The following is a 21,316-nucleotide window of genomic DNA, read 5'->3' on the forward strand; positions in this document are numbered from 1 at the left end:
AAACCCTCCCGTAATACTCCGCAATACCGTGCCGTCCCCCGCCCCACGGTCATTCCCCGCCCTTCCGACGTGATCTTCACAAAAATAGCTTTGCTTTAGATGCAATTTAGATATATCGTAAACACGTCTTAACTACATCGATAAGGAGTCGCATCATGCGTGGATCACGTGGCGATTTCATGGGCCGAGGCCCGCTGGACCTGGACAGCATGGAGGTTGGCGACGACCGGCGCGGTGGGCGCCATGGACGGCGCGGCAGTGGCGAGGGATACGGTGACGCCCGCTTCGGACGCGGCGACGAAGGGCGCGGCGAGCGCGGCGGCAGGGGCGGACGTGGTGGCGGCCGCCTCTTCGGTCATGGGGGCTTGCGGCTCGTGCTGCTGCATCTGATTGCGCAGCAACCCCGCCATGGTTACGAACTCATCAAAGCCATCGAAGAGAGCGTGAACGGTACGTACAGCCCGAGCGCGGGTGTGGTCTACCCCACGCTCACGCTGCTCGAAGAAATGGGCTATCTCCGTGTGCAGGAGAACACTGGCGACAGCCAACGGAAGTCATACGAAATCACCGATACCGGCCGCGTCTATCTGGCGGAAAACGAGGTCGCGGTGACGGAACTGCTCGCACGGCTGACGACGCGCCGTGAGCGTTCGGAAGACATGCCGCCGCAGGTCATGCGCGCGCTGCACAACTTCAAATACGCCGTGCATCTGCGCCTGGGCGGCGAGCCGCTCTCGACCGAACAGGCCAACGCATTCGCCGCCATTCTCGACGCGGCGGCGCAACAACTGGAGCGACTTTGATGGGAGATAACGCAGCACCGCCGGTTATCCCCGATCGCACACCGCAGCGCGTGCGCCATGAACTTCGCCTGCGTCGGCTGGAAGTCCGCCATGTCGAACAGCTCACGCCGCACATGCTGCGCGTGACCCTGGGTGGCGACGATCTCGAAGGTTTCACCAGCCCCGGCTTCGACGACCACGTCAAACTGTTCTTCCCCGACCCGGCGACCGGCGAACTGGTGCTCCCGCAGGTCGGCGCGCAAGGGGTCGCCAAGCCCGCGCCCGGCGACGCACCACGACTGATGCGCGATTACACGCCACGCCGGTACGACGCGGCGTCGCAAACCCTGGTGATCGATTTTGCGATGCACGACTCCGGCCCCGCCACGCAGTGGGCGCGCTCGGCTCAACCGGGTGACGGCATCGGTGTGGGCGGTCCACGCGGCTCGCTCGTCATTCCCATGACCTTCGACGGCTATGTCTTGATCGGCGACGACACGGCGCTGCCCGCGATCTCGCGGCGTCTGGCCGAACTGCCGGCGGGCGCGCTGGCGTTCGTCTTCGCGGAAATCGACAGTCCGGCCGACCGCCTGCGCTTCGCCAGCGATGCCGACGTCGTGGTCGAATGGCTCTATCGCGAAGGCACGCCGGCCGGTCAAAGCACCGCACTGATCGACGCGCTCTGCGTGGCCACACTGCCCGCTGGAGACGTGCATGCCTGGGTCGCGGCCGAGGCCGGCGTGGCAAAGGCCTTGCGGCGCCATCTCGTCGACGCTCGCGGGCTCAACCCGAAATGGGTGAAGGCGGCCGCCTATTGGCGACGCGGCGACGCCGCCGTGCACGAGACACTGGACGACTGAGCTCGGGGCCCGCGTGTATGCTTTCTACCCCCCCGCAGACGAGAGAACGCTCCGCACCGATGAATACGCCCCTGCTACCCGATACGAATCTATTTGCCGGCCTGCCGTCGTCTCCCGACTCGACCGCAGCCGAGCAGTTCACTACGCTGCTTGCGCACCACGGGATGCGTGTCGAGCGCATTGTCTCGACCGGGCAGGCCTCTCCCCCAGGCTTCTGGTATGACCAGGCGCAGCACGAATGGGTGGTGCTGCTCTCGGGCGGTGCGGGCTTGGCCTTCGCCGACACGCCCGACCAGACACTCGTACTGAAGCCCGGCGACGCCGTCGCGATTGCCGCGCATCGCCAGCATCGTGTCGCCTGGACGACACCGGGCGAAACCACCGTCTGGCTGGCGATTCACTACGATTGACGACGTCCGCCGCGTTCCCCTTTGGAGAAATTCCCTGCCGTCTTTCGGAATTGCCTGATAGAAATGCCCGGAACAAATTCCGACTATGGAAACGCGTCCCGGGGATGTCGAATCTCGGCACCCGAAGGGCGGTTCACCCAAAAGGGGGTACGACGACATGGAGCAACGCAAACGACACGACGGCTTCGAGCGTTGGGCAGCGGGCGCGACGGCGCGTCAGGCGGCGCGCGATGATGCTCGCTGGCGCGTGTTTCGGGCACCGGAGCAGGCCGACTTTCACGGGTTTGTCGTCTGGTGTTACACGCAGGGTGTGTTTCTCGGTCAGGAATTCGATCGGCGCACCGACACCATCACGCACTGTTACGTGCGCAACGGCGCTTGGGCCGTGCAGTTCGATTCGTATGGGGAGGCGTGTGAGCGCGCCTTCGACATTCATGCGCCAACGCTGATTTTGTACGCACCGGAGCGCAACGGCAGCGTCTTCATCACCAGTACCGAGCAGTAGGCCGCACGGCGCGCCGACGGCTTCGGCAACGGGATGGCACCGGCCGGCGAAACGCCGCCCGGTGCTTTTTTCCGTGCTTGCCCGCCGAACCGCAACCGCAGTCGTGTGTGACGGCCGGGTCAGATCAGGCGTAGTGGCGGATGTCGTCGATCTCGGTCTGACCGAAATCGTCGCGCTCGGTCAGCGCCAGAATGCGCTGCGCCACCGCGTCCGGCGACGACAGCTTGCCGCTGGCCTTGAGGTCCTGAAAACGCGCCAGTGCCGGAAAACTCTCCACGCTGCTGCTGCGAATCGTCTCCTGCATGCCGGTATCGACCACACCGGGCGCGAGCGATACGGCCTGAACGCCGTGCTCGCGATGCTCCGCGTTGACCACCCGTGTGTACATGTCCAGTGCGGCCTTGGTGGCGCAGTACACCGACCAGCCGGCGGTCGGATTGCGGCCTGCGCCCGACGAAATGTTCACGATCTGTCGCTTGGCCGCGAGTCCCTGCGTAGCGGCGAGAAAGCGCGCCGTGAGCAGCATCACGGCGGTGACGTTCAGGGCGAAGGCCGCGCCAATGGCCGCCGGATCCGTGAGGGCCGCGGCATTCGCGACCGGGTGGACCGTGCCCGCGTTATTGATCAGCAGATATCGCGAGGCATCGCGCGGTAGTGCCGCGAAGATGCGTTCGGCGACCTGCGCTGCGGTATTGGCATCGGCCAGATCGACGGCCACTTGTTCAAGCGTCGCGCCTTGCGCGCTGGCCAGCGTCGCAAGGTCGTCGTCCGTGCGACGGGCCAGCGTCACGAGATGGGTGCCGGGGGTGAGCAGACCGCGCGCGAACGCCGCGCCGAGACCACGGGATGCACCGGTCAGAATGGCAATCGTTTGGGACATGGGGAATTGTGCGGTCGTGTTACGCCGCAGCATGAGACGAACAAGCCCGTCATTATCCGCGCATCGTCCCGACCCCGCTATCCCGACGACACGTCGATTTTCCTTCGACCCGACGCCCGCTGCCTGGAATGCGAAATGAGGTATTGCGGAATATAATCACAATCAAAATGCGCCGATAATTGCAGGTATAAAAACGCATTCGACGAGATGCGCGGAACGCGCGCAACGCTTGGCACGCAGGCGCAGTGCAAGCATTGCGCGCGCGTCGGTGTCCTGAATCGCCATGGTTGTCGCGGTCGGTCCAGCGCTTTGCGTGCGCTGCACGGTACTGCCTTATGGGTATATATTTCCCTCTCATGGAAACGATACCGAGAACTATTCCGGCGCCGGGTGTTGCGCCAGCCACAAGCCAAACCGCACACGCCGTGCCACCGCGTCCGCGCCAATACGATGCACGGCTCGCGCGGTGGATGGTCACACCGCTGGCCGACACACGCATCACGCCGAACCACCTCACGACGCTGCGCCTGATCGTCGGCCTCGCCTGCGCATGGGCATTCGCGCAGGGCGGCTATGCGATGGCCAACCTGGGCGCCGTGCTGCTCGTGCTGTCGAACTTCATCGATCATACGGATGGCGAACTGGCGCGCGTCAGCGGCAAGACGAGCCGTCTCGGTCACTTCTACGATCTCGCGTCCGACGCCTTCGTCACGGTGCTGCTGTTTGGCGGTATCGGCATGGGCGTGGCGGCCGGTGCTCCGGGGCAGTATGCAGTGCCTCTGCCGCTGTCTGCCTCGTTGCTCGGCTGGATGGCCGGGGTTGCCGTCGCGCTGATCTTCTTCCTGCGCATGCGCATCGAGGAACGTGTCGGCAAGGCTGGCACGACACAAGCGCGCCTCGGCGGGTTCGAGACGGAAGACGTGCTTTACCTGATGCCGCTCGTCACGCTGTTCGACGGCACGCGCGGCTTCCTGATCGCCGCCGCCATCGGCGCGCCGCTCTTCGCGCTGCTGGTGATCGTCGACTACGTGCGCGCAATGCGCCGCCCGCTGCCGGTGGAGATCAGCGAGGAGATGCAGCCGTCGGCCGCGGCGCCGGCATGCGCTGCGGCGCCGGTCACGCCGCTAGCGCCAGCGGCTTTCGCGGCAGACGCCGAAATCGAACGAGCGCTCGACGCCATCGACGTCGACGCGCTCACGCGCGAATTCAAATCGCAGGACGCCTTCGTCTATCTCGAGACGTTCCTGCCCGATGCCGTCACGCAACCGTTGATCGCCGCCGCCCGCGCGGTGACACCGAACGTGAACCGTAACTACCTGCCCGGTCACAAGCAAGGGGGCAGCGTGAGCCGCCACACGCTCGACGAGCACGCCCCGTTCGTGGCCGAGTTGTACCGCTCGCCGGCGCTGATGCGCTTCCTGGAGCGTCTGGCTGGCGAGAAGCTGCTGCCGTCGCCGCAGGACGACCCGCACGCCTATGCGCTTTACTACTACACGCGCCCTGGCGATCACATCGGCTGGCATTACGACACGTCCTACTACAAGGGCCGCCGCTACACGCTGTTGCTGGGTGTGGTGGATCAATCGAGCTGCCTGCTCGAATACCGTCTTCACACGCGCAACCCCGGCGTGCCGCAAGTCGATGGTGCCGTCGCGTATCCGCCCGGCGCGCTGGTGTTCTTCGACGGAGACAAACTCCATCACCGCATCACACCGCTCGGCGAGAACGAGGAGCGCATCTCGCTCACGTTCGAGTACGTGACCGATCCGCGCATGGGCGCGTGGAAGCGCTTCATCTCGAACATGAAAGACGCGGTCGCCTATTTCGGATTCCGGCAAGTGTTTCGTCAGCTATTGGGACGGACGAAACGCTAAATGAACCGGACTGCCATCGTCTCTCTCACCCTTGGCTTCGCCCTTTTCGTCGCCCTGTTGATCTGGCAGGGCGCGGGATCGGTGATGTCCACGCTGGCCGTCGCCGGCTGGGGTCTCCTGCCTGTCGCGGCGTTTCACCTCGTGCCGCTGCTGCTCGACGCCGCCGCCATCCAGGTGCTGGTCGCCAAATCGTGCTCGCTGCGCCGCGCCACGCTCACCCGCTGGGTGGGCGAGTCGGTCAATAGCCTGTTACCCGCCGGACAGATCGGCGGGCCGATCGCGATGGTGCGCCAGATGAAGCAGCGCGGGATGGCCGGACGCGAAGCCGCAGCGGCCATCACCGTCAGTACGACGCTGCAAGCCGTGGCGCAGATTGTGTTTGCGCTCCTGGGACTGGCCGTTTTCGGCATCAGCGCCACGCACCGCTCCGATGACAGCCTATGGCTGCCGATGTTGCTCGCCACCGCGCTCATCTCCGCTCTGCTCTATGCGTTTTACGCGGCGCAGCGGCGCGGCCTCTTCGGCTGGGCGTTTCGCCTGCTCTCGAAGCTGTCGTCCAAGCGCGACTGGTCGTCGCTGCTCGACCGGGCCGACGCCGTCGACGACATCGTGCAACGCCTGTACGGCCAGCGCCGTGAGGTGCTCGCAAGCTTCTCGCTCAGTCTCGTGGGCTGGATCGTCGGCACCGGGGAGGTCTGGTTGATTCTGCAGTGCATCGGGTACCCGGTCAGCTGGGTCGACGCCCTGCTGCTCGAAAGCCTCGGGCAGGCCATTCGCGGCGCCGCGTTCTTCGTGCCGGGCTCACTCGGCGTGCAGGAAGGCGGGTACCTGCTGCTCGCCCCGCTCGTGGGTCTGCCGGCCGACGCCGCGCTGGCCCTCTCGCTGGCCAAGCGTACGCGCGAGCTGCTGCTCGGCGTGCCCGGCCTCGTCTATCTGCATTTCTCCGAACGCGGCTGGCGCCGCCAGCGGGCCGCGCAAGACAGCGCGTCGCTGCCTGCCGCCACCGATACCGCACCGCTTTAAAGAAGGATATCGACCATGCGGGCCATCATTCTCGCAGCAGGCATGGGCCTGCGTTTGCTCCAGCCGGAAGACAGGCAGTCGCCCAAGTGCCTGCTCGAGTTCGACGGCATGTCGTTGCTGGAGCGCCACTTGCGCATGCTGGCCGCCGCCGGCATCACCGACGTCGTGTTGGCGCTCGGCTTCCATCACGAGCAAGTGAGCGAGGCCATCGAGCGGCTGAACTGGACGCCGCGTCCGCAGATCCGTCTCAATTCCGAGTTTCATCTGGGCAGCGTGCTGACGCTGCACACCGCCGCCGACGCCATGACAGCGGGGGGCGACGTACTCGTCATGGATGCCGACGTGCTCTACGACCAGCGTATCTTCAACGCCCTCATCGCGGGCAAGACGGCAAACCGCCTGCTCATCGACCGCGACTTCGAGGTCGGCGACGAGCCGGTCAAGCTGTGCCTGCGCAACGGCGTGCCGGTCGAGTTGCGCAAGCAGGTCATGGTCGGCCTCGACTACGACACCGTCGGCGAATCGGTCGGCTTCTTCCGGTTCAACGAAGCGACGGCCACGCGCCTTGCGGAAATCACACGCGATTACGTCGAATCGGGTCGCGCCAAGCTGCCGCACGAGGAAGCCGTCCGCGATTTGCTGCTCGAGCGCGGCGCGCAATTCGAAACGGCCGACGTCACGGGCTTCCCCTGGATCGAAATCGACTACCCTGAAGATGTGAAGCGCGCCGCCGACCAGGTGCTGCCACAACTCGAACCGCTCACGATGGTGTCCGAATGAACGCGCCCGACACATTCGCTCCCCCGCCGGTCGCGACCCGTGCGTCGCAACTGCGCGACATGCTGCGCAGCCCGCAGCTCGAATTCCTGATGGAAGCCCACAATGGCCTGTCCGCGCGCATCGTGCGCGAAGCCGGTTTCAAGGGCATCTGGGCGTCCGGACTCGCGATTTCGGCGCAGTTCGGCGTGCGCGACAACAACGAGGCGAGTTGGACGCAGGTGGTCGACAACCTCGAATTCATGGCCGACGCCAGCCAGTTGCCCATCCTGCTCGACGGCGACACCGGCTACGGCAACTTCAACAACATGCGCCGCCTCGTGCGCAAGCTCGAGCAACGCGGCGTGGCCGGCGTGTGCATCGAAGACAAGGTCTTTCCGAAGACCAACAGCTTCATCGGCGGCGAACGCCAGCCACTCGCCGATATCGACGAGTTCTGCGGCAAGATCAAGGCCGGCAAGGACTCGCAGGCCGACGACGACTTCTCCATCGTGGCGCGCGTCGAAGCGCTGATCGCCGGCTGGGGCATGGAAGAAGCCCTGCGCCGCGCCGAGGCCTATCGCCAGGCCGGCGCGGATGCCATCCTGATTCACAGCAAGCTGAGCCGTGCCGACGAGATCGTGCAGTTCGCGCGGGAGTGGGACCGCCGCTGCCCGCTGGTGATCGTGCCGACCAAGTACTACAGCACGCCGACCGACGTGTTCCGCGAAGCGGGCATCAGCGTCGCCATCTGGGCGAATCACCTGATTCGCTCGGCCACGTCGGCCATGCAGGCGGTGGCGGCCGAGATCCACCGCAGCGAGACGCTCGTCAACGTCGAAGACCGCATCGCGACCGTCGACGAGATCTTCCGCCTGCAGGACACCGCCGAATACAGCGAAGCCGAGGACCGCTACCTGTCGGCCGCGAACGCGCCGCGCTCGGCCATCGTGCTGGCCGCGAGCCGCGGCAAGAACCTCGAGAGCGTGACGACCGACCGCCCGAAGGTGATGCTTCCCGTGGCAGGCAAGCCGTTGCTGCGCTGGCTGGTCGACGGCTTCAAGAAGCAGAACGTGAACGACATCACCGTCGTGGGCGGCTATCGCGCCGACGCGATCGACACTGCGGGCATCACGCTCGCGATCAACGAGCGTCACGCCGAGACCGGCGAGCTTGCCTCGCTCGCGCGCGTGGCGAACGCGTTCGCGCACGACACCGTCGTCTCATACGGCGACCTGCTGTTCCGCAGCTACATCGTGCGCGATCTGGTCGAGAGCGAGGCCGACTTCACCGTGGCGGTCGACTCGACGGCAGCGACAACCGCGCATGCGGCCAACGCCAGCGTGCGCGACTTCGCCTATTGCTCCGCCGGCGACGATCGCGGCCTGTTCGGCCAGCGCGTACTGCTGGAGATGATCAGCGCCAACGCTGCGCACGCCGGGCGTGCGCCCAATGGCCGCTGGATCGGCTTGCTGGGGGTGCGAGGCGATGACGCCCGCGCGCGGTTGCTGCGCGTCTTCGCGGCCTTGCAGGCCCGCGCCGACTTCGACGAGCTCGGCATGCCCGACCTGATCAACGCCCTCGTCGCCGACGGCGCCAGGATCGAAGTGCAGTACGTGCACGGCCACTGGCGCGGGGTGAACGACATGGACGAATTCCGCCACGCGGCCGACTTCGCGCATGGCCAGACGCCGTTGGGCGGCACCGCGACGGAGACCCCGCATGATTGAGGCCGGACAGTTCGTCGAAGCCGCACGCCAGCACGGCTTCACGTGGTACACCGGTGTGCCGTGCTCGTTCCTCACGCCGTTCATCAACTACGTGCTGCAGGACCCGACGCTGCACTACCTGTCGGCCGTCAACGAAGGCGATGCGGTCGCCATCGCCGCCGGGGCAACGCTCGGTGAAGGCCATGGCGCTCGCGCGGTCACGATGATGCAGAACTCGGGCCTCGGCAACGCCGTGAGCCCGCTGACCTCGCTCACGTGGACCTTCCGTCTGCCGCAGTTGCTGATCGTGACGTGGCGCGGCCAGCCGGGCATTACCGATGAGCCGCAACACGCGCTCATGGGCCCGATCACGCCCGCGATGCTCGACCTGATGGAAGTCCCCTGGGAGTTGTTCCCGACCGAACCCGAGGCGATTGCACCGGCGCTGGCGCGTGCCGTTCGTCACATGGACGAGACCGGCCGCCCCTATGCGCTCGTGATGCAAAAGGGCAGCGTCGCTCCCTTCCCGCTGCAACCGGCCGAGCGCCCCGCGCGTCCGGCGCAACCCGCCCCGGTATCGCTCATGCGAGACGTCGCGCCGGCCGAGTTGCCCACGCGTCGCGACGCCCTGGCGCGCATCATCGCCCAGACGCCGCTCGAAGGCACCGTCGTGCTTGCGTCGACCGGCTTTTGCGGACGCGAACTTTACGCGCTCGACGACCGCGCCAACCAGCTCTACATGGTCGGGTCGATGGGATGCGTGACGACATTGGCCCTGGGCCTGGCGTTGTCGCGCCCCGACCTGCGCGTGGTTGCGCTCGACGGCGACGGCGCCGCGCTGATGCGCATGGGCGCGTTCGCGACGTTGGGCGCTTACGGCCCGTCGAATCTCGTGCATCTGCTGCTCGACAACGCGTCGCACGACTCGACCGGAGCGCAGGCCACGGTCTCGCCGACGGTCTCGTTCGCGGGCATCGCGGCGGCCAGCGGCTATGCGCTCGCACTCGAAGGCGACACGCTGGACGTCATCGAAGCCTTGTTCGACGCCCCCGCCGCCCGCCTGAATGACGGCCCGCGCTTCGCTTGTCTGAGCACGCGTCCGGGAACGCCTGACGGGCTGCCACGCCCGAAAGTCACGCCCGAAGCGGTCAAGTCGCGCTTGATGGACCACATTGCACGACGCGCGCAGGCTTCGGCCTGAGCGTCCCCCTTTCAAAAAACTGCCGAGGAACCTTCGCCATGCTTTTACTGAATCCGGGCCCCGTTACGCTGACCGAGCGTGTCCGCAAGAGCTTGCTGCAACCCGATCTGTGCCACCGCGAGCCCGAATTCTTCGACCTTCAGGACGAAGCGCGCGCGCGTCTCACCGCCGTGTATGGCCTCGATCCGGCCGTGTGGACGCCGGTGCTGATGACCGGCTCGGGCACCGCCGCCGTCGAGAGCATGACGGCAGGCCTCGTGCCGGAAGGCGGCCGCCTGCTGATCGTCGAGAACGGCGTGTACGGCGAGCGCATCTCTCAGATCGCGAAGCAATACCGCATCGATCACGACGTCATCCATTTCGAATGGATGCAAGCGCCCGACCTGGCGCAGATCGTCGACAAGCTCGACACCGCGGGCGATCGTCCGTACACCCACGTGGCGATCATCCACCATGAGACGACGACGGGCCGCCTGAACGATCTGACCGGTCTCGCCGGTGCGTGCCGTGAGCGCGGCATCGGCCTGCTGGTCGACGGCGTGAGCAGCTTTGCCGCCGAACCCCTCGACTTCAACGATTCCGGTATCGTGGCCGTGGCCGCCACCGCGAACAAGTGCGTGCATGGCGTGCCGGGCGTGTCGTTCGTGATGGTGCGCAAGGACGCCCTCGCCAAGGCCGCGAGCCGCACGTATTACCTCGACATCGCGCGCCTGGCCAAGCTTCAGGCCGAGCGCAACACGCCGTTTACGCCGTCGGTGCATGCCTATTACGCGCTCGTGGAAGCGCTGCGCGAACTCGACGACGCCGGGGGGTGGCAAGCACGTCACGCCCATTACGGCGCGCTCGCCGAGCAGGTGCGCGCCGGTCTGGCCGCGCTGGGCATCGACAGCGCACTGCCGCCGGGCGAGTCGTCCGTGGTGCTGCGGGCCTACAAGCTGCCCGCCGGGGTCGACTATCCGCGTCTGCACGACTGGCTCAAGGCCGATGGCTTTGTGATCTACGCGGGCCAAGGCGGCCTGTCGAAGGAATTGTTCCGCATCTCGACGATGGGCAACCTCACGGCCGCCGACATCGACCGCCTGCTGGCGTCCTTCGCCCGGCTGGTGAAGTGAGCGCGGGAACGAACCTTTGACCATGACCGAATTGCTCGCCAGCGTCTCCTCCCCTGCCGACCTGCGTGCGCTCTCACGCGCCGACTTGCGCCGTGTGGCCGACGAATTGCGTGCCTGCGTGCTTGATAACGTCTCGCGCACCGGCGGCCACCTGTCGTCGAACCTGGGCACGGTCGAACTGACGATCGCGCTGCACTATGTCTTCGACACACCCAACGACCGCATCGTGTGGGACGTGGGACACCAGACCTATCCGCACAAAATCCTCACCGGTCGCCGTGGGGCGATGCCAACGCTGCGGCAATGGCACGGACTGTCGGGCTTTCCGAAGCGCGACGAATCACCTTACGACACGTTCGGCACGGCACATTCGAGCACGTCGATTTCGGCGGCACTCGGCATGGCGCTGGCCAGCCGCGTCAAGGGCGAGAAGCGTCACGCCATTGCCGTGATCGGCGACGGCGCGATGACGGCGGGCGAAGCGTTCGAGGCCCTGAACAATGCGGGCGTCCACGACGACCTGCCCTTCCTCGTCGTGCTCAACGACAACGACATGTCGATCTCGCCCCCGGTCGGCGCGCTCAATCAGTACCTCACGCGGCTGATGTCCGGGCAGTTCTACTCGGCGGGCAAGGAAAGCGTGCGGCAGTTGCTGCGCAACGCGCCCGCGCCGATGCGCGAGCTGGCCCACAAGCTCGAAGAGCACGCCAAGGCCCTCGTGTCCCCCACGGGCACGATGTTCGAGGAGTTCGGCTTCAATTACCTGGGCCCCATCGACGGCCACGATCTCGACGCGCTGATTCCCGCGCTCGAGAACATCAAGGCACTCAGGGGGCCGCAGTTCCTGCACGTCGTCACGCGCAAGGGACGCGGCTACAAGCTCGCCGAGGCCGATCCCGTTCTCTATCACGGCCCCGGCAAGTTCAATCCGAGCGAAGGCATTCGCCCGGCCGCACCGGGCGCCGCGTCGGCGAAGACCTATACGCAGGTCTTTGGCGAATGGCTGTGCGATGCGGCGGCCGCCGACCCGCGTGTCATCGGGATCACACCGGCCATGCGCGAAGGCTCCGGCCTCGTCGCGTTCGAGCAGCGCTTCCCCGAGCGCTACTACGACGTCGGCATCGCCGAGCAACATGCGGTGACCTTCGCCGGGGGATTGGCGACCGAAGGGCTCAAGCCCGTCGTGGCTATCTATTCGACGTTCCTGCAACGCGCCTACGACCAGTTGATCCACGATGTGGCCTTGCAGAACCTGCCGGTCGTCTTCGCGATCGATCGCGGCGGCCTGGTCGGCGCGGATGGCGCCACCCATGCGGGCGCCTACGACATCGCCTATCTGCGCTGCATCCCCAACATGGTGGTGATGGCCCCGGCGGACGAGAACGAATGCCGTCAGATGTTGCAGACGGCACTCGGGATCAACGGCCCCAGCGCCGTGCGTTATCCGCGTGGCACCGGTCCCGGCGTAACGATCGATTCGGGCTTGTCGACGCTGCCCGTGGGCCGGGCTCAGATACGGCGTCGAAGCGCCGCCCCGGCGGGCCGTCGCGTGGCGATGCTGGCGTTCGGCTCGATGGTCGCACCGGCGGAACAGGTCGCCCACGAGTTCGACGCGAGTGTCGTCAACATGCGCTTCGTCAAGCCGCTCGACGACGCGACGCTGCTCGACATGGCGCGCACGCACGACCTCGTCGTCACCCTCGAAGAGGGCGCGGTGATGGGCGGTGCGGGCACGGCCTGTGTCGAGGCGCTCAATGCCAATGGCGTGCAAGTCCCGCTGCTGCAACTGGGCTTGCCGGACACCTACATCGATCAGGGCACGCCCGCGCAACAACTCGCGTCGGTCGGGCTCGACGCCCCGGGCATCGCGGCATCGATTCGCCGGGCGCTGGCCGAGCGTCTCGGCGGCAAGGTTGAGGCGGTGCCCTCGACGACGTGAGTACGGCGGTTTATCCCGCTCGATTCAGCGCATCCAAAGCGACAAACGGCACCTTTCGGTGCCGTTTTGCCTTGCGTCGCTGCCGTCAGGTTGTTGGCGGCGGCGCCGGCTTCTTGCGCGGCTTGCCCATGAGCACCGGCTGGAAGAACACGGCGCCGATCAGCGTGCAGACGAGCGAGAGCGCCAGCAGCTTGCCCATGCTCGACGTGCCCGGGTGATGCGACAGCCACAGGCTGCCGAAGGCGATGCCCGTGGTCGCGGCCGACAGCACGATCGCCTGCGTCAGACCCGATGCGAGCAGCCGAGTCTGCCCGTGACGCCACGCGATCACGTAGTAGATCTTGAACGCCACGCCCACGCCCAGCAGCAATGGCAGCGCGATGATGTTCGCAAAGTTCAGCGGCAGGCCGATCAACACGCTGAGTTCGAGCGTGACGCCCGCCGAGACCAGCAGCGGCACCAGCGTGCGCAGCACGTCGCCAAAGTTGCGCAGCGCCAGCCATAGCAGCAAGGTGATCGAAAGCAACGCCAGCGCCCCCGCCTCGATGAACGCGCGAATGATCGTGTCGGCCGAGCGCAGGATCGAGATCGGTCCCCCTACGGCGTCCGGGGTGGTCGCCAGCACGGCGGCACTGAACTTGCGCAGCATGGCGTCGTCGCTCGGATCCGCGCCCTTCTCCACGCGCGGCGAGATGTTCACGAGCGCGCGCCCATCGGCCGCCACCCATTGCGAGGCGATGTCCTCGGGCAGCGACTCGCGCGTCACGGCATGCGGCTGCAGGGCATCGCGCAACTGACCGAGCGCGAGCTTCAACGGCTCGGCGATCGCCCGATCCGCGCGATCGCGTGTCGCGGCGTCGGCCGCAGCGAGCTTGCGCAACGCGGCGGCCAGGCGCTGCGCCGGCTTTGCGCCGTCGCCCGGATGATCGAGCGCGGCGTCCTCCAACTGACCGGCGGCCGTCTTGAGCGCCGACACGCGCGCCGCATCGGCCACCGGTGCCAGCGGCGTTTGTGAAAGCACCGGCAGCAACGATTCGGCCGCCGTGCCGATCAACGCAAGCTTGGCGGGCTGCTCTGCCGGCAGGAACGTCGTGAGCGTGACCACGCGACCGACTTCCGGCACGGCGCGCAGCTTCGCGGCGTCGGCGTCAGCGGCGGCGAGCGTCGGGGCGAGCAATTGCACGTCGTTGACTCCGGCCTCCGGCGAATTGGCCAGATCCCTCAGCGTCGCCATCGACTCCGTGTTCGGATCCTTCAGATGCAACGGGTTGAAGTCGAAGTGCAAATGGGCGAGCAGCGGCAGGCCCGCGACCACCAGGGCGAGCGTGCCGTACAGCAACGGCTTGCGGTGCTTCTCGGTGAATTCGTCGACCGGACCGAGACTGCGAAAGCCCGGCGGACTCGGTTCGCCCTTCGGCTTGAACACACTGATGAGCGCCGGCAACAAGGTGATGGCCGACGGGAATGCCACACACAGGATGCCCACGCCGGCGATCAATCCGAGTTCGGACACGCCGCGATAATCGGTCGGCAGGAACGAGAAGAAACTCGCGGCCGTGGCGGCGGCGGCCAGCGACAGCGGCATCGCAATGGCCCGGCCCGCACCCGTGAGCGCGCCGTGGAGCGCTTCGTCGCCCGACGCGCCGGGCTGATGGTCCAGGCGATGGCGCTCCTCGCGATAGCGCACGCCGAACTGAATGCCGAAGTCCACCCCAATGCCGACGAACAGAACCGCGAACGCGACCGAAATCATGTTGAGCGCGCCGACCATCATCAGACCGAGCGCGAATGTGACCGCCAGCCCCGCGAGCAGCGTGATGAACACCGCGAGAATCATCTTGCCCGAGCGCACCGCCAGCCACAGCACGACCAGCACGGCGAGCAGCGTGACGACCGCGTTCGGACCGGCGTCCTGACGCACGGAGGCGAACTCCTCGTCGGACAGCGGGCGCGGGCCCGTCAAACGCACCGTCGCGCCATAGCGCTCACCCAGCTTCAGGTCGGCCACCGCCTCGCGAATGCGCGTCGCGGCATTCGCCCCGGCTTCGAGGGCCGCGTAGTCCACCTTCGGCTGCACCTGGACGTAGCTGCGGGCCACGGTGTCGGGCGCGACGAGCGCTCGCCACGACATGGCCGCCGGACGTCCGGCAAGCACCGCCTCGGTCGTCTCGGCCGCATCCCCGAGCAGGTTCGCCATCTCCGGCAGCTTGACTTGCCCGGTGAGAAGCGGCGTTTGCAGCGTGACCGACAGCAGGTTCGACAAACCGGTCAGGCTCGGGTCCTGCGCCAGACGGTTGAGCAGGGGCTTGGCGTCATCCAGCTTGCCCGTGAGCGACTTCACGTCGTCGAGCGGCGCGAAGAGCAGCGCGTTGTGCGCAAAGAACGCCCCCGAGCCGGGACGGCTCACCGCCCGGAACACGTCGGTCTCGGTCACCAGCTTCGCGGCCAGCTCGGCGGCGGCCCGGTCGGCGAACTCGGCGGCCGGGGCCTGCACTACGGCCAAGGTGAGGTCTGTCTTCTGCGGGAAAGCGCGATCGATGGCACGACCGCGCTCGGCGGCGGGCGTATTCAGATCGATCAGGCCCGAGATATCGGTGTTGATCGCGAAGTGCTTGGCGACGTACACGCAACTCGCCATCACGAGCAGGAGCGAAGCGAAAATGACCAGGTACGCGTGCTTCGCCGAAAAACGGACGATGCGCACGACGAGCGACGTCAGCATGTAACGGTTCCGGAAGAGAGTAGAGGTCTCCCTGCCCCGGCCGCCGCGCTCTAAAAAGTCACGAAACGCGATGTATCAAGCGATACCGGGGAACCAATCGCGGACGAAGTCCGTCGATCAGCTCATGGAAGACAAGGAAACGGTGAATTTACGAAATCGCAGCAGTATACAAGGCCGCGTGAACTACACTACGGCCAACCCGATTGAAACCCACGAAGACGGTATGAATAAATTTCTGGTGACGGCGCTCTCGGCCGTCGCATTCAGCGGTATCGGCGTCGCTTCCGGCGCCTGGGCCCAGGCGAGCAGCAACAATCCGAACGACATGGTGAAGACGGCGGTCGAGACCGTCGTCAAGGCGGCCAAGGCCGACGCGGCGGCCCGCGACGGCGATGTCGCCGCCACCGCGCGTGTTGTGGCCCGCGACTTCCTGCCCTATACCGATTTCCATCGGACCACGCGTTACGCCGTCGGCTCGAAGGCGTTCGATGCGGCCACGCCGGCGCAGCAGCAGCAGGTCTTCGAGCAGTTCCAGCAGTTGCTCGTGAACACCTTCGCGCTGCAACTCTCGCAGGTGCGCGGCAGCCAGATCTCGTTCAAGTTCACGCCGGCCAAACTCACGGCGAACAGCAGCGACGTGGTGGTGGGCGCCTCGGTCAGCGGCAACGGCGACAATCTGTCGGTGGCCTATCGTCTGGCCAAGACGGACAAGGGGTGGAAGATCTACGACATCAACATGATGGGCGAGAACGTGGCCAACGCATGGCTCATCCAGTTGTATCAACCGCAATTCAAGGCGCGCATCGCCCAGGGCGGCATCGACGGCCTGATCACCTACTTGCGCGACAAGAACGCGCGTTTCGGCAAGTAAAATCAAAGGCTTGACGGCACCTGCCGCATCCGGTGCCGGCGGGCCCAGGGTGTCCGTGGCGACTTGGCAGCACCTTCGGCGCAAATCCGATCCAGATAAGCGCCGATTCGTCAACATTTACGAAATATGCACTGACGTCTCTCGACTCGGGAGTGGTCAGCAGCATTTGGCGGCGGCGGTTACAATCGTCGCTTGTCAAACGACCGGACGGCGGTCCCCCCAAGGGTGCGCGCGAATTGCCACTGGCACTGGCGCCGCGGGCGCCATGAGGCCATGGCGATCAGGACATGCAACCTCGATGGGAACCGTCATCCCGGCCGACCTGAGCCGGAGAGCTGAATGCAAGTCTTCCTTGCCCAACCCCGCGGTTTTTGTGCGGGTGTCATACGTGCCATCGAGATCGTGGAACGCGCCCTGGAAAAATACGGCGCCCCGGTCTACGTGCGCCATGAGATCGTCCACAACAAGCATGTGGTCGATTCGCTCAAGGCCAAGGGCGCGCGCTTCATCGACGAGCTGTCCGAAGCCCCCGCGGGCGCGGTCACTATTTTCAGTGCCCATGGCGTGGCGCGCGTCGTTGAACAGGAAGCACAGACGCGCGGCCTGCGAGTGCTCAATGCCACCTGCCCGCTCGTGACCAAGGTGCACCTGCAAGGCAAGAATTACGTGTCCGCCGGGCGTGACGTCATTTTGATCGGCCACGCCGGGCACCCGGAAGTCGAGGGCACGATGGGCCAGATCGACGGCCCCGTGCATCTTGTGCAGACCGAGCGCGATGTCGACGCGCTGCCGCTGGCCGTCGACACCCCGGTCTCGTATGTGACGCAGACCACGCTGTCGGTCGACGAGACTCGCGGTATCATTGCGGCGCTGCAAGGTCGCTTTACCGATATCGTCGGTCCGGACACCAAGGACATCTGTTACGCCACGCAAAACCGCCAGACGGCCGTGCGCGAGCTGTGCGAGCGTGTGGACGTGCTGCTCGTGGTGGGTGCGACAAACAGCTCGAACTCGAACCGCCTGCGCGAAATCGGCGCCGAAATGGGGCTGCCGAGCTATCTCGTGGCCGACGGCACCGAGGTCGATCCGGCATGGGTGCGCGGCCAGGCCCGCATCGGCATCACCGCTGGGGCGTCGGCGCCCGAACGCATGGTCGAAGACGTGATCGACGCGCTGCGTCGCATCGACACCGTCGAAGTGACTCTCATGGACGGCATCGAGGAAACCATCCAGTTTCGCCTGCCGTCGGAACTGACCAAAGACGAGCCGGTCGCCGCGCATCACGCGCTGGCCGGCTAACGCAATACGAACAGGAGCCGAACGTGGCCATCCCCTTCCTGCAACAGGCGTATGTTGGCGCCTATCTGATGAAGCAACGCTTCAAGGGCAACAAGCGCTACCCGCTGGTGCTGATGCTCGAACCGTTGTTCCGCTGCAATCTCGCCTGCTCGGGCTGTGGCAAGATCGACTATCCGGACCCCATTCTGAACCAGCGCGTCTCGCTCAAGGATTCGCTCGACGCCGTGGATGAATGCGGCGCGCCGGTGGTCTCGATTGCCGGTGGCGAACCGCTGCTGCACAAGGAAATGCCGGAGATCGTCAAGGGCATCATCGCGCGCAAGAAGTTTGTCTATCTGTGCACGAACGCGCTGCTGCTCGAGAAGAAGATTGACGACTACCAGCCGAGCCCGTTCTTCGTTTGGTCGATTCACCTCGACGGCGACCGTGAAATGCACGACGCCGCCGTGTCGCAGGATGGCGTGTACGAACGCGCCGTGGCCGCCATCAAGCTGGCCAAGTCGCGCGGCTTCCGCGTGAACATCAACTGCACGCTGTTCAACAACGCCGACCCGGAAAAGGTGGCCAAGTTCTTCGATTCCACGAAGGAAATGGGCCTCGACGGCATTACCGTGTCGCCGGGCTATGCCTACGAGCGCGCCCCGGACCAGCAGCACTTCCTGAACCGCTCGAAGACCAAGCAACTGTTCCGCGACATTCTCAAGCGCGGCAACGGCGGCAAGAACTGGACGTTCAGCCAGTCGAGCCTGTTCCTCGATTTCCTCGCCGGCAACCGTTCGTACCATTGCACGCCGTGGGGCAACCCGACGCGCACCGTGTTCGGCTGGCAGCGTCCGTGCTACCTGCTTGGCGAAGGCTATGCCAAGACGTACACGGAACTGATGGATACCACCGACTGGGACAAGTACGGCGTGGGCAACTACGAGAAGTGCGCCGACTGCATGGTGCACAGCGGTTTCGAAGCCACGGCCGTGAACGAGACGCTCTCGCACCCGTTGCGCGCGCTGGGCGTGGCGCTCAAGGGGGTACGCACGGACGGCGCGATGGCCGATGATGTTTCGTTCGCCAAGCAGCGCCCGGCCGAGTTCGTCTTCTCGAAGCACGTCGAGATCAAGCTCGACGAGTTGCGCCGGGCCAAGGCCTAAATGCCGTCGCGTGTCCTGGTCACCGGCGCCTCCGGGTTCGTCGGGTCTGCGGTAGCACGCGCGGCGCTGGCGCGCGGTCACGAGGTTCGCCTGCTGGTGCGCGGCACCAGTCCACGCGCGAACCTCGCCGATCTTCCTGTCGAGGTCGTGGAGGGCGATATGCGCGACGCGGCGTCGATGCAGCGCGCGCTTGCCGGCGTGGATGCCCTGCTCCACGTGGCCGCCGACTATCGTCTCTGGGCGAAAGACCCCAACGACATCATGCGGGCCAATATCGACGGCACGCGCACGGTGATGGAAGCCGCGCTGCGCGCGGGCGTCGGGCGCGTGGTCTACACCAGCAGCGTTGCCACGCTACGCGTGCATGACGCCGTTGGCCCCGTCGACGAAACCTCCCCGAACGACGAAGCCACGACCATCGGCGTATACAAGCGCAGCAAGGTCGCCGCCGAGCGTCTGGTCGAGCGAATGATCGCCCACGACGGTCTGCCCGCCGTGATCGTCAATCCGTCTACGCCCATCGGACCACGCGACATCAAACCCACGCCGACGGGACGCATCATCGTCGAGGCTGCGCAGGGCAAGATCCCCGCGTTCGTCGATACCGGGCTTAACCTCGTGCACGTCGACGACTGCGCCGAAGGCCATCTGCTCGCCCTGGAGCACGGCCGCATCGGTGAGCGCTACATTCTTGGCGGCGACGACGTGCCACTGCGCGACATGCTCGCGGGCATCGCCGACATGGTGGGGCGCCGCGCCCCGAAGATCGCGCTGCCGCGCTGGCCGCTCTATCCGCTCGCGATGGCGGCGCAAGGCGTTGCGCGCTTTACCGGCAAGGAGCCGTTCGTCACGGTCGATGGCTTGAAGATGTCGCGGTATCAGATGTACTTCTCGTCGGAGAAGGCGAAACGCGACCTCGGCTACAGCGCCCGTCCCTACGCCGCGGGCCTGCAGGACGCGCTCGCCTGGTTTGGCTCCGCCGGATATCTGACATGACCGTTCTGGCCTGGATCGCCGCGCTTTCGCTGGGCATCTGGATCTACCTGCTCAGCTCACAAGGCGGCTTCTGGCGTGCGCGCGAGCGCGACGATCTGGATGAAGACCGTCTGCCTGTGCCCGATGTCTGGCCAGCGGTGGCGGTGATCATTCCCGCGCGCAACGAGGCGGAATCGATCGGACAGGTCGTGGCATCGCTGTGCCGCCAGGACTATGCCGGGCGGCTGCGCATCGTGGTCGTCGACGACCAGAGCAGCGACGGCACAGCCGATCTCGCGCGCGAAGCCGCCGCGCGGGCGGCAGCCGACGGCTTCACGCGCCGCGTGGATGTACTCAGCGGCCAGCCCCTGCCCGGCGGCTGGACCGGCAAGCTGTGGGCCGTGAGCCAAGGGGTCGCGTTCGCGAGCGATCCGGGCACGAACGACGATGGCGTCGCCCCCGACTACCTCCTGCACACCGACGCCGACATTGCCCACCTCCCCGAGAACGTACGGCGTCTGGTCACGCGTGCGGTGAGCGATGACCGCGTGCTCGTCTCGCTGATGGCGAAGCTGCGCTGCACCGCCTGGTTCGAGCGCACACTGATTCCAGCGTTCGTGCTGTTCTTCCAGATGCTTTACCCGTTCGCGTGGGTCAACGATCCGAAGAAACGCATGGCTGCGGCCGCGGGCGGATGCATGTTGATCCATCGCGCCTCGCTCGAAGCCGGTGGCGGCATCGAAGCCATTCGCGACGAGATCATCGACGACTGCGCGATGGGACGCCTGCTCAAGCGGCAAGGCGCGATCTGGCTGGGGTTGACCGAGCGCGCCCTGAGCGTGCGTCCGTACGATAACCTCGGCGAGATTCGCAAGATGGTGTCGCGCACGGCCTACGCGCAGTTGCAGTATTCGCCGGTGTTGCTTGCGGGCACCCTCGTCTCGCTGCTGCTTACGTTCATCGTGCCGCCGGTCATGACGATCTTTGCCACGGGCATCGCCCAATGGCTCGGCCTCTTTGCGTGGATAGCGATGACGCTGGCCTACGTGCCGATGTTGCGCTTCTACCGGCAGCCGTCGAGCTTCGGCCCGTTGCTGCCGCTCGTCGCTGCGCTCTATACCGTCTTCACGTTCGACTCGGCGCTACAGCACTGGCGCGGTCGCGGTGGCATGTGGAAGGGACGCGCTCAAGCACGCGGCCAGCAATCGTCGGACGCTTGAACCGGCACACGTAATGGCGTGTGCCAGAAGGCA

General features: G+C 66.0%; 18 protein-coding genes and 1 pseudogene. 17 read left to right on the plus strand and 2 right to left on the minus strand.

Features of this window, described 5'->3' with window-relative positions; translation table 11 throughout:
• Positions 1 to 155: 155 nt before the first annotated feature.
• The 4 genes from PCE31106_RS14730 (at position 156) to PCE31106_RS14745 (ending at position 2,557) form a co-directional block, all read left to right on the plus strand.
• Positions 156 to 803: a PadR family transcriptional regulator gene (locus PCE31106_RS14730; protein WP_150551914.1), complete on the plus strand. Its 648-nt coding sequence runs from the start codon at positions 156 to 158 to the stop codon at positions 801 to 803.
• Positions 803 to 1,642, plus strand: coding sequence for a siderophore-interacting protein (locus PCE31106_RS14735; RefSeq protein ID WP_150563761.1), 840 nt, complete (start codon positions 803 to 805; stop codon positions 1,640 to 1,642). The genes PCE31106_RS14730 and PCE31106_RS14735 overlap by 1 nt, the downstream gene beginning before the upstream one ends.
• Before the next feature lie 59 nt (positions 1,643 to 1,701).
• On the plus strand, positions 1,702 to 2,052 hold the full coding sequence (locus tag PCE31106_RS14740; RefSeq protein WP_017233743.1) for a cupin domain-containing protein: 351 nt from the start codon (positions 1,702 to 1,704) through the stop codon (positions 2,050 to 2,052).
• Between the two features lie 157 nt (positions 2,053 to 2,209).
• On the plus strand, positions 2,210 to 2,557 hold the full coding sequence (locus tag PCE31106_RS14745; protein WP_017233744.1) for a hypothetical protein: 348 nt from the start codon (positions 2,210 to 2,212) through the stop codon (positions 2,555 to 2,557).
• Between the two features lie 124 nt (positions 2,558 to 2,681).
• Here the strand turns inward: PCE31106_RS14745 and PCE31106_RS14750 are convergent, their stop codons facing one another.
• Positions 2,682 to 3,437, minus strand: coding sequence for an SDR family oxidoreductase (locus tag PCE31106_RS14750; RefSeq protein WP_150563762.1), 756 nt, complete (start codon positions 3,435 to 3,437; stop codon positions 2,682 to 2,684).
• Positions 3,438 to 3,907: 470 nt separating this feature from the next.
• On the opposite strand from PCE31106_RS14750, the pseudogene PCE31106_RS24545 reads away from it, so the two are divergent.
• The 8 genes and pseudogenes from PCE31106_RS24545 to dxs form a co-directional block, all read left to right on the plus strand.
• Positions 3,908 to 4,510, plus strand: a pseudogene (locus PCE31106_RS24545) (CDP-alcohol phosphatidyltransferase family protein); the annotation flags it as partial.
• Entirely contained in the window at positions 4,499 to 5,311 is an 813-nt protein-coding gene (locus tag PCE31106_RS14760) for a HalD/BesD family halogenase (protein WP_437343820.1), read from the plus strand. The pseudogene PCE31106_RS24545 and the gene PCE31106_RS14760, both read left to right, overlap by 12 nt.
• Positions 5,312 to 6,334, plus strand: a complete 1,023-nt coding sequence (locus PCE31106_RS14765; protein WP_150563763.1) for a flippase-like domain-containing protein — start codon at positions 5,312 to 5,314, stop codon at positions 6,332 to 6,334.
• Positions 6,335 to 6,349: 15 nt separating this feature from the next.
• Entirely contained in the window at positions 6,350 to 7,114 is a 765-nt protein-coding gene (locus PCE31106_RS14770; protein ID WP_150563764.1) for a phosphocholine cytidylyltransferase family protein, read from the plus strand.
• Entirely contained in the window at positions 7,111 to 8,820 is a 1,710-nt protein-coding gene (gene aepX / locus PCE31106_RS14775; RefSeq protein WP_150563765.1) for a phosphoenolpyruvate mutase, read from the plus strand. The genes PCE31106_RS14770 and aepX overlap by 4 nt, the downstream gene beginning before the upstream one ends.
• Entirely contained in the window at positions 8,813 to 10,000 is a 1,188-nt protein-coding gene (aepY, locus tag PCE31106_RS14780; RefSeq protein ID WP_150563766.1) for a phosphonopyruvate decarboxylase, read from the plus strand. The genes aepX and aepY overlap by 8 nt, the downstream gene beginning before the upstream one ends.
• 38 nt (positions 10,001 to 10,038) lie before the next feature.
• Positions 10,039 to 11,112, plus strand: a complete 1,074-nt coding sequence (locus PCE31106_RS14785; RefSeq protein ID WP_150563767.1) for a 2-aminoethylphosphonate aminotransferase — start codon at positions 10,039 to 10,041, stop codon at positions 11,110 to 11,112.
• 22 nt (positions 11,113 to 11,134) lie between these two features.
• Positions 11,135 to 13,051 carry a 1-deoxy-D-xylulose-5-phosphate synthase gene (dxs, locus tag PCE31106_RS14790; RefSeq protein WP_150563768.1) on the plus strand — a complete coding sequence of 639 codons (1,917 nt, stop codon included), beginning with the start codon at positions 11,135 to 11,137 and terminating at the stop codon, positions 13,049 to 13,051.
• Between the two features lie 85 nt (positions 13,052 to 13,136).
• Here dxs and hpnN read toward each other — a convergent pair whose 3' ends face one another.
• Entirely contained in the window at positions 13,137 to 15,773 is a 2,637-nt protein-coding gene (hpnN, locus tag PCE31106_RS14795; RefSeq protein ID WP_150563769.1) for a hopanoid transporter HpnN, read from the minus strand.
• A gap of 223 nt (positions 15,774 to 15,996) precedes the next feature.
• On the opposite strand from hpnN, the gene PCE31106_RS14800 reads away from it, so the two are divergent.
• From PCE31106_RS14800 to PCE31106_RS14820, 5 genes are all read left to right on the plus strand, one after another.
• The gene (locus tag PCE31106_RS14800; protein ID WP_150563770.1) at positions 15,997 to 16,644 is read left to right on the plus strand and encodes an MlaC/ttg2D family ABC transporter substrate-binding protein; all 648 of its coding nucleotides are present in this window, start codon (positions 15,997 to 15,999) and stop codon (positions 16,642 to 16,644) included.
• Between the two features lie 339 nt (positions 16,645 to 16,983).
• On the plus strand, positions 16,984 to 17,943 hold the full coding sequence (gene ispH, locus PCE31106_RS14805) for a 4-hydroxy-3-methylbut-2-enyl diphosphate reductase (RefSeq protein ID WP_017235476.1): 960 nt from the start codon (positions 16,984 to 16,986) through the stop codon (positions 17,941 to 17,943).
• A 23-nt stretch (positions 17,944 to 17,966) separates the two neighbouring features.
• Positions 17,967 to 19,088, plus strand: a complete 1,122-nt coding sequence (gene hpnH, locus PCE31106_RS14810; protein WP_130025324.1) for an adenosyl-hopene transferase HpnH — start codon at positions 17,967 to 17,969, stop codon at positions 19,086 to 19,088.
• The gene (gene hpnA / locus PCE31106_RS14815) at positions 19,089 to 20,084 is read left to right on the plus strand and encodes a hopanoid-associated sugar epimerase (protein WP_150563771.1); all 996 of its coding nucleotides are present in this window, start codon (positions 19,089 to 19,091) and stop codon (positions 20,082 to 20,084) included.
• Entirely contained in the window at positions 20,081 to 21,283 is a 1,203-nt protein-coding gene (locus PCE31106_RS14820; protein ID WP_150563772.1) for a glycosyltransferase, read from the plus strand. The genes hpnA and PCE31106_RS14820 overlap by 4 nt, the downstream gene beginning before the upstream one ends.
• Positions 21,284 to 21,316 lie beyond the last annotated feature (33 nt).

The organism is Pandoraea cepalis (assembly GCF_902459665.1).
Classification (GTDB): Bacteria; Pseudomonadota; Gammaproteobacteria; order Burkholderiales; family Burkholderiaceae; genus Pandoraea; species Pandoraea cepalis.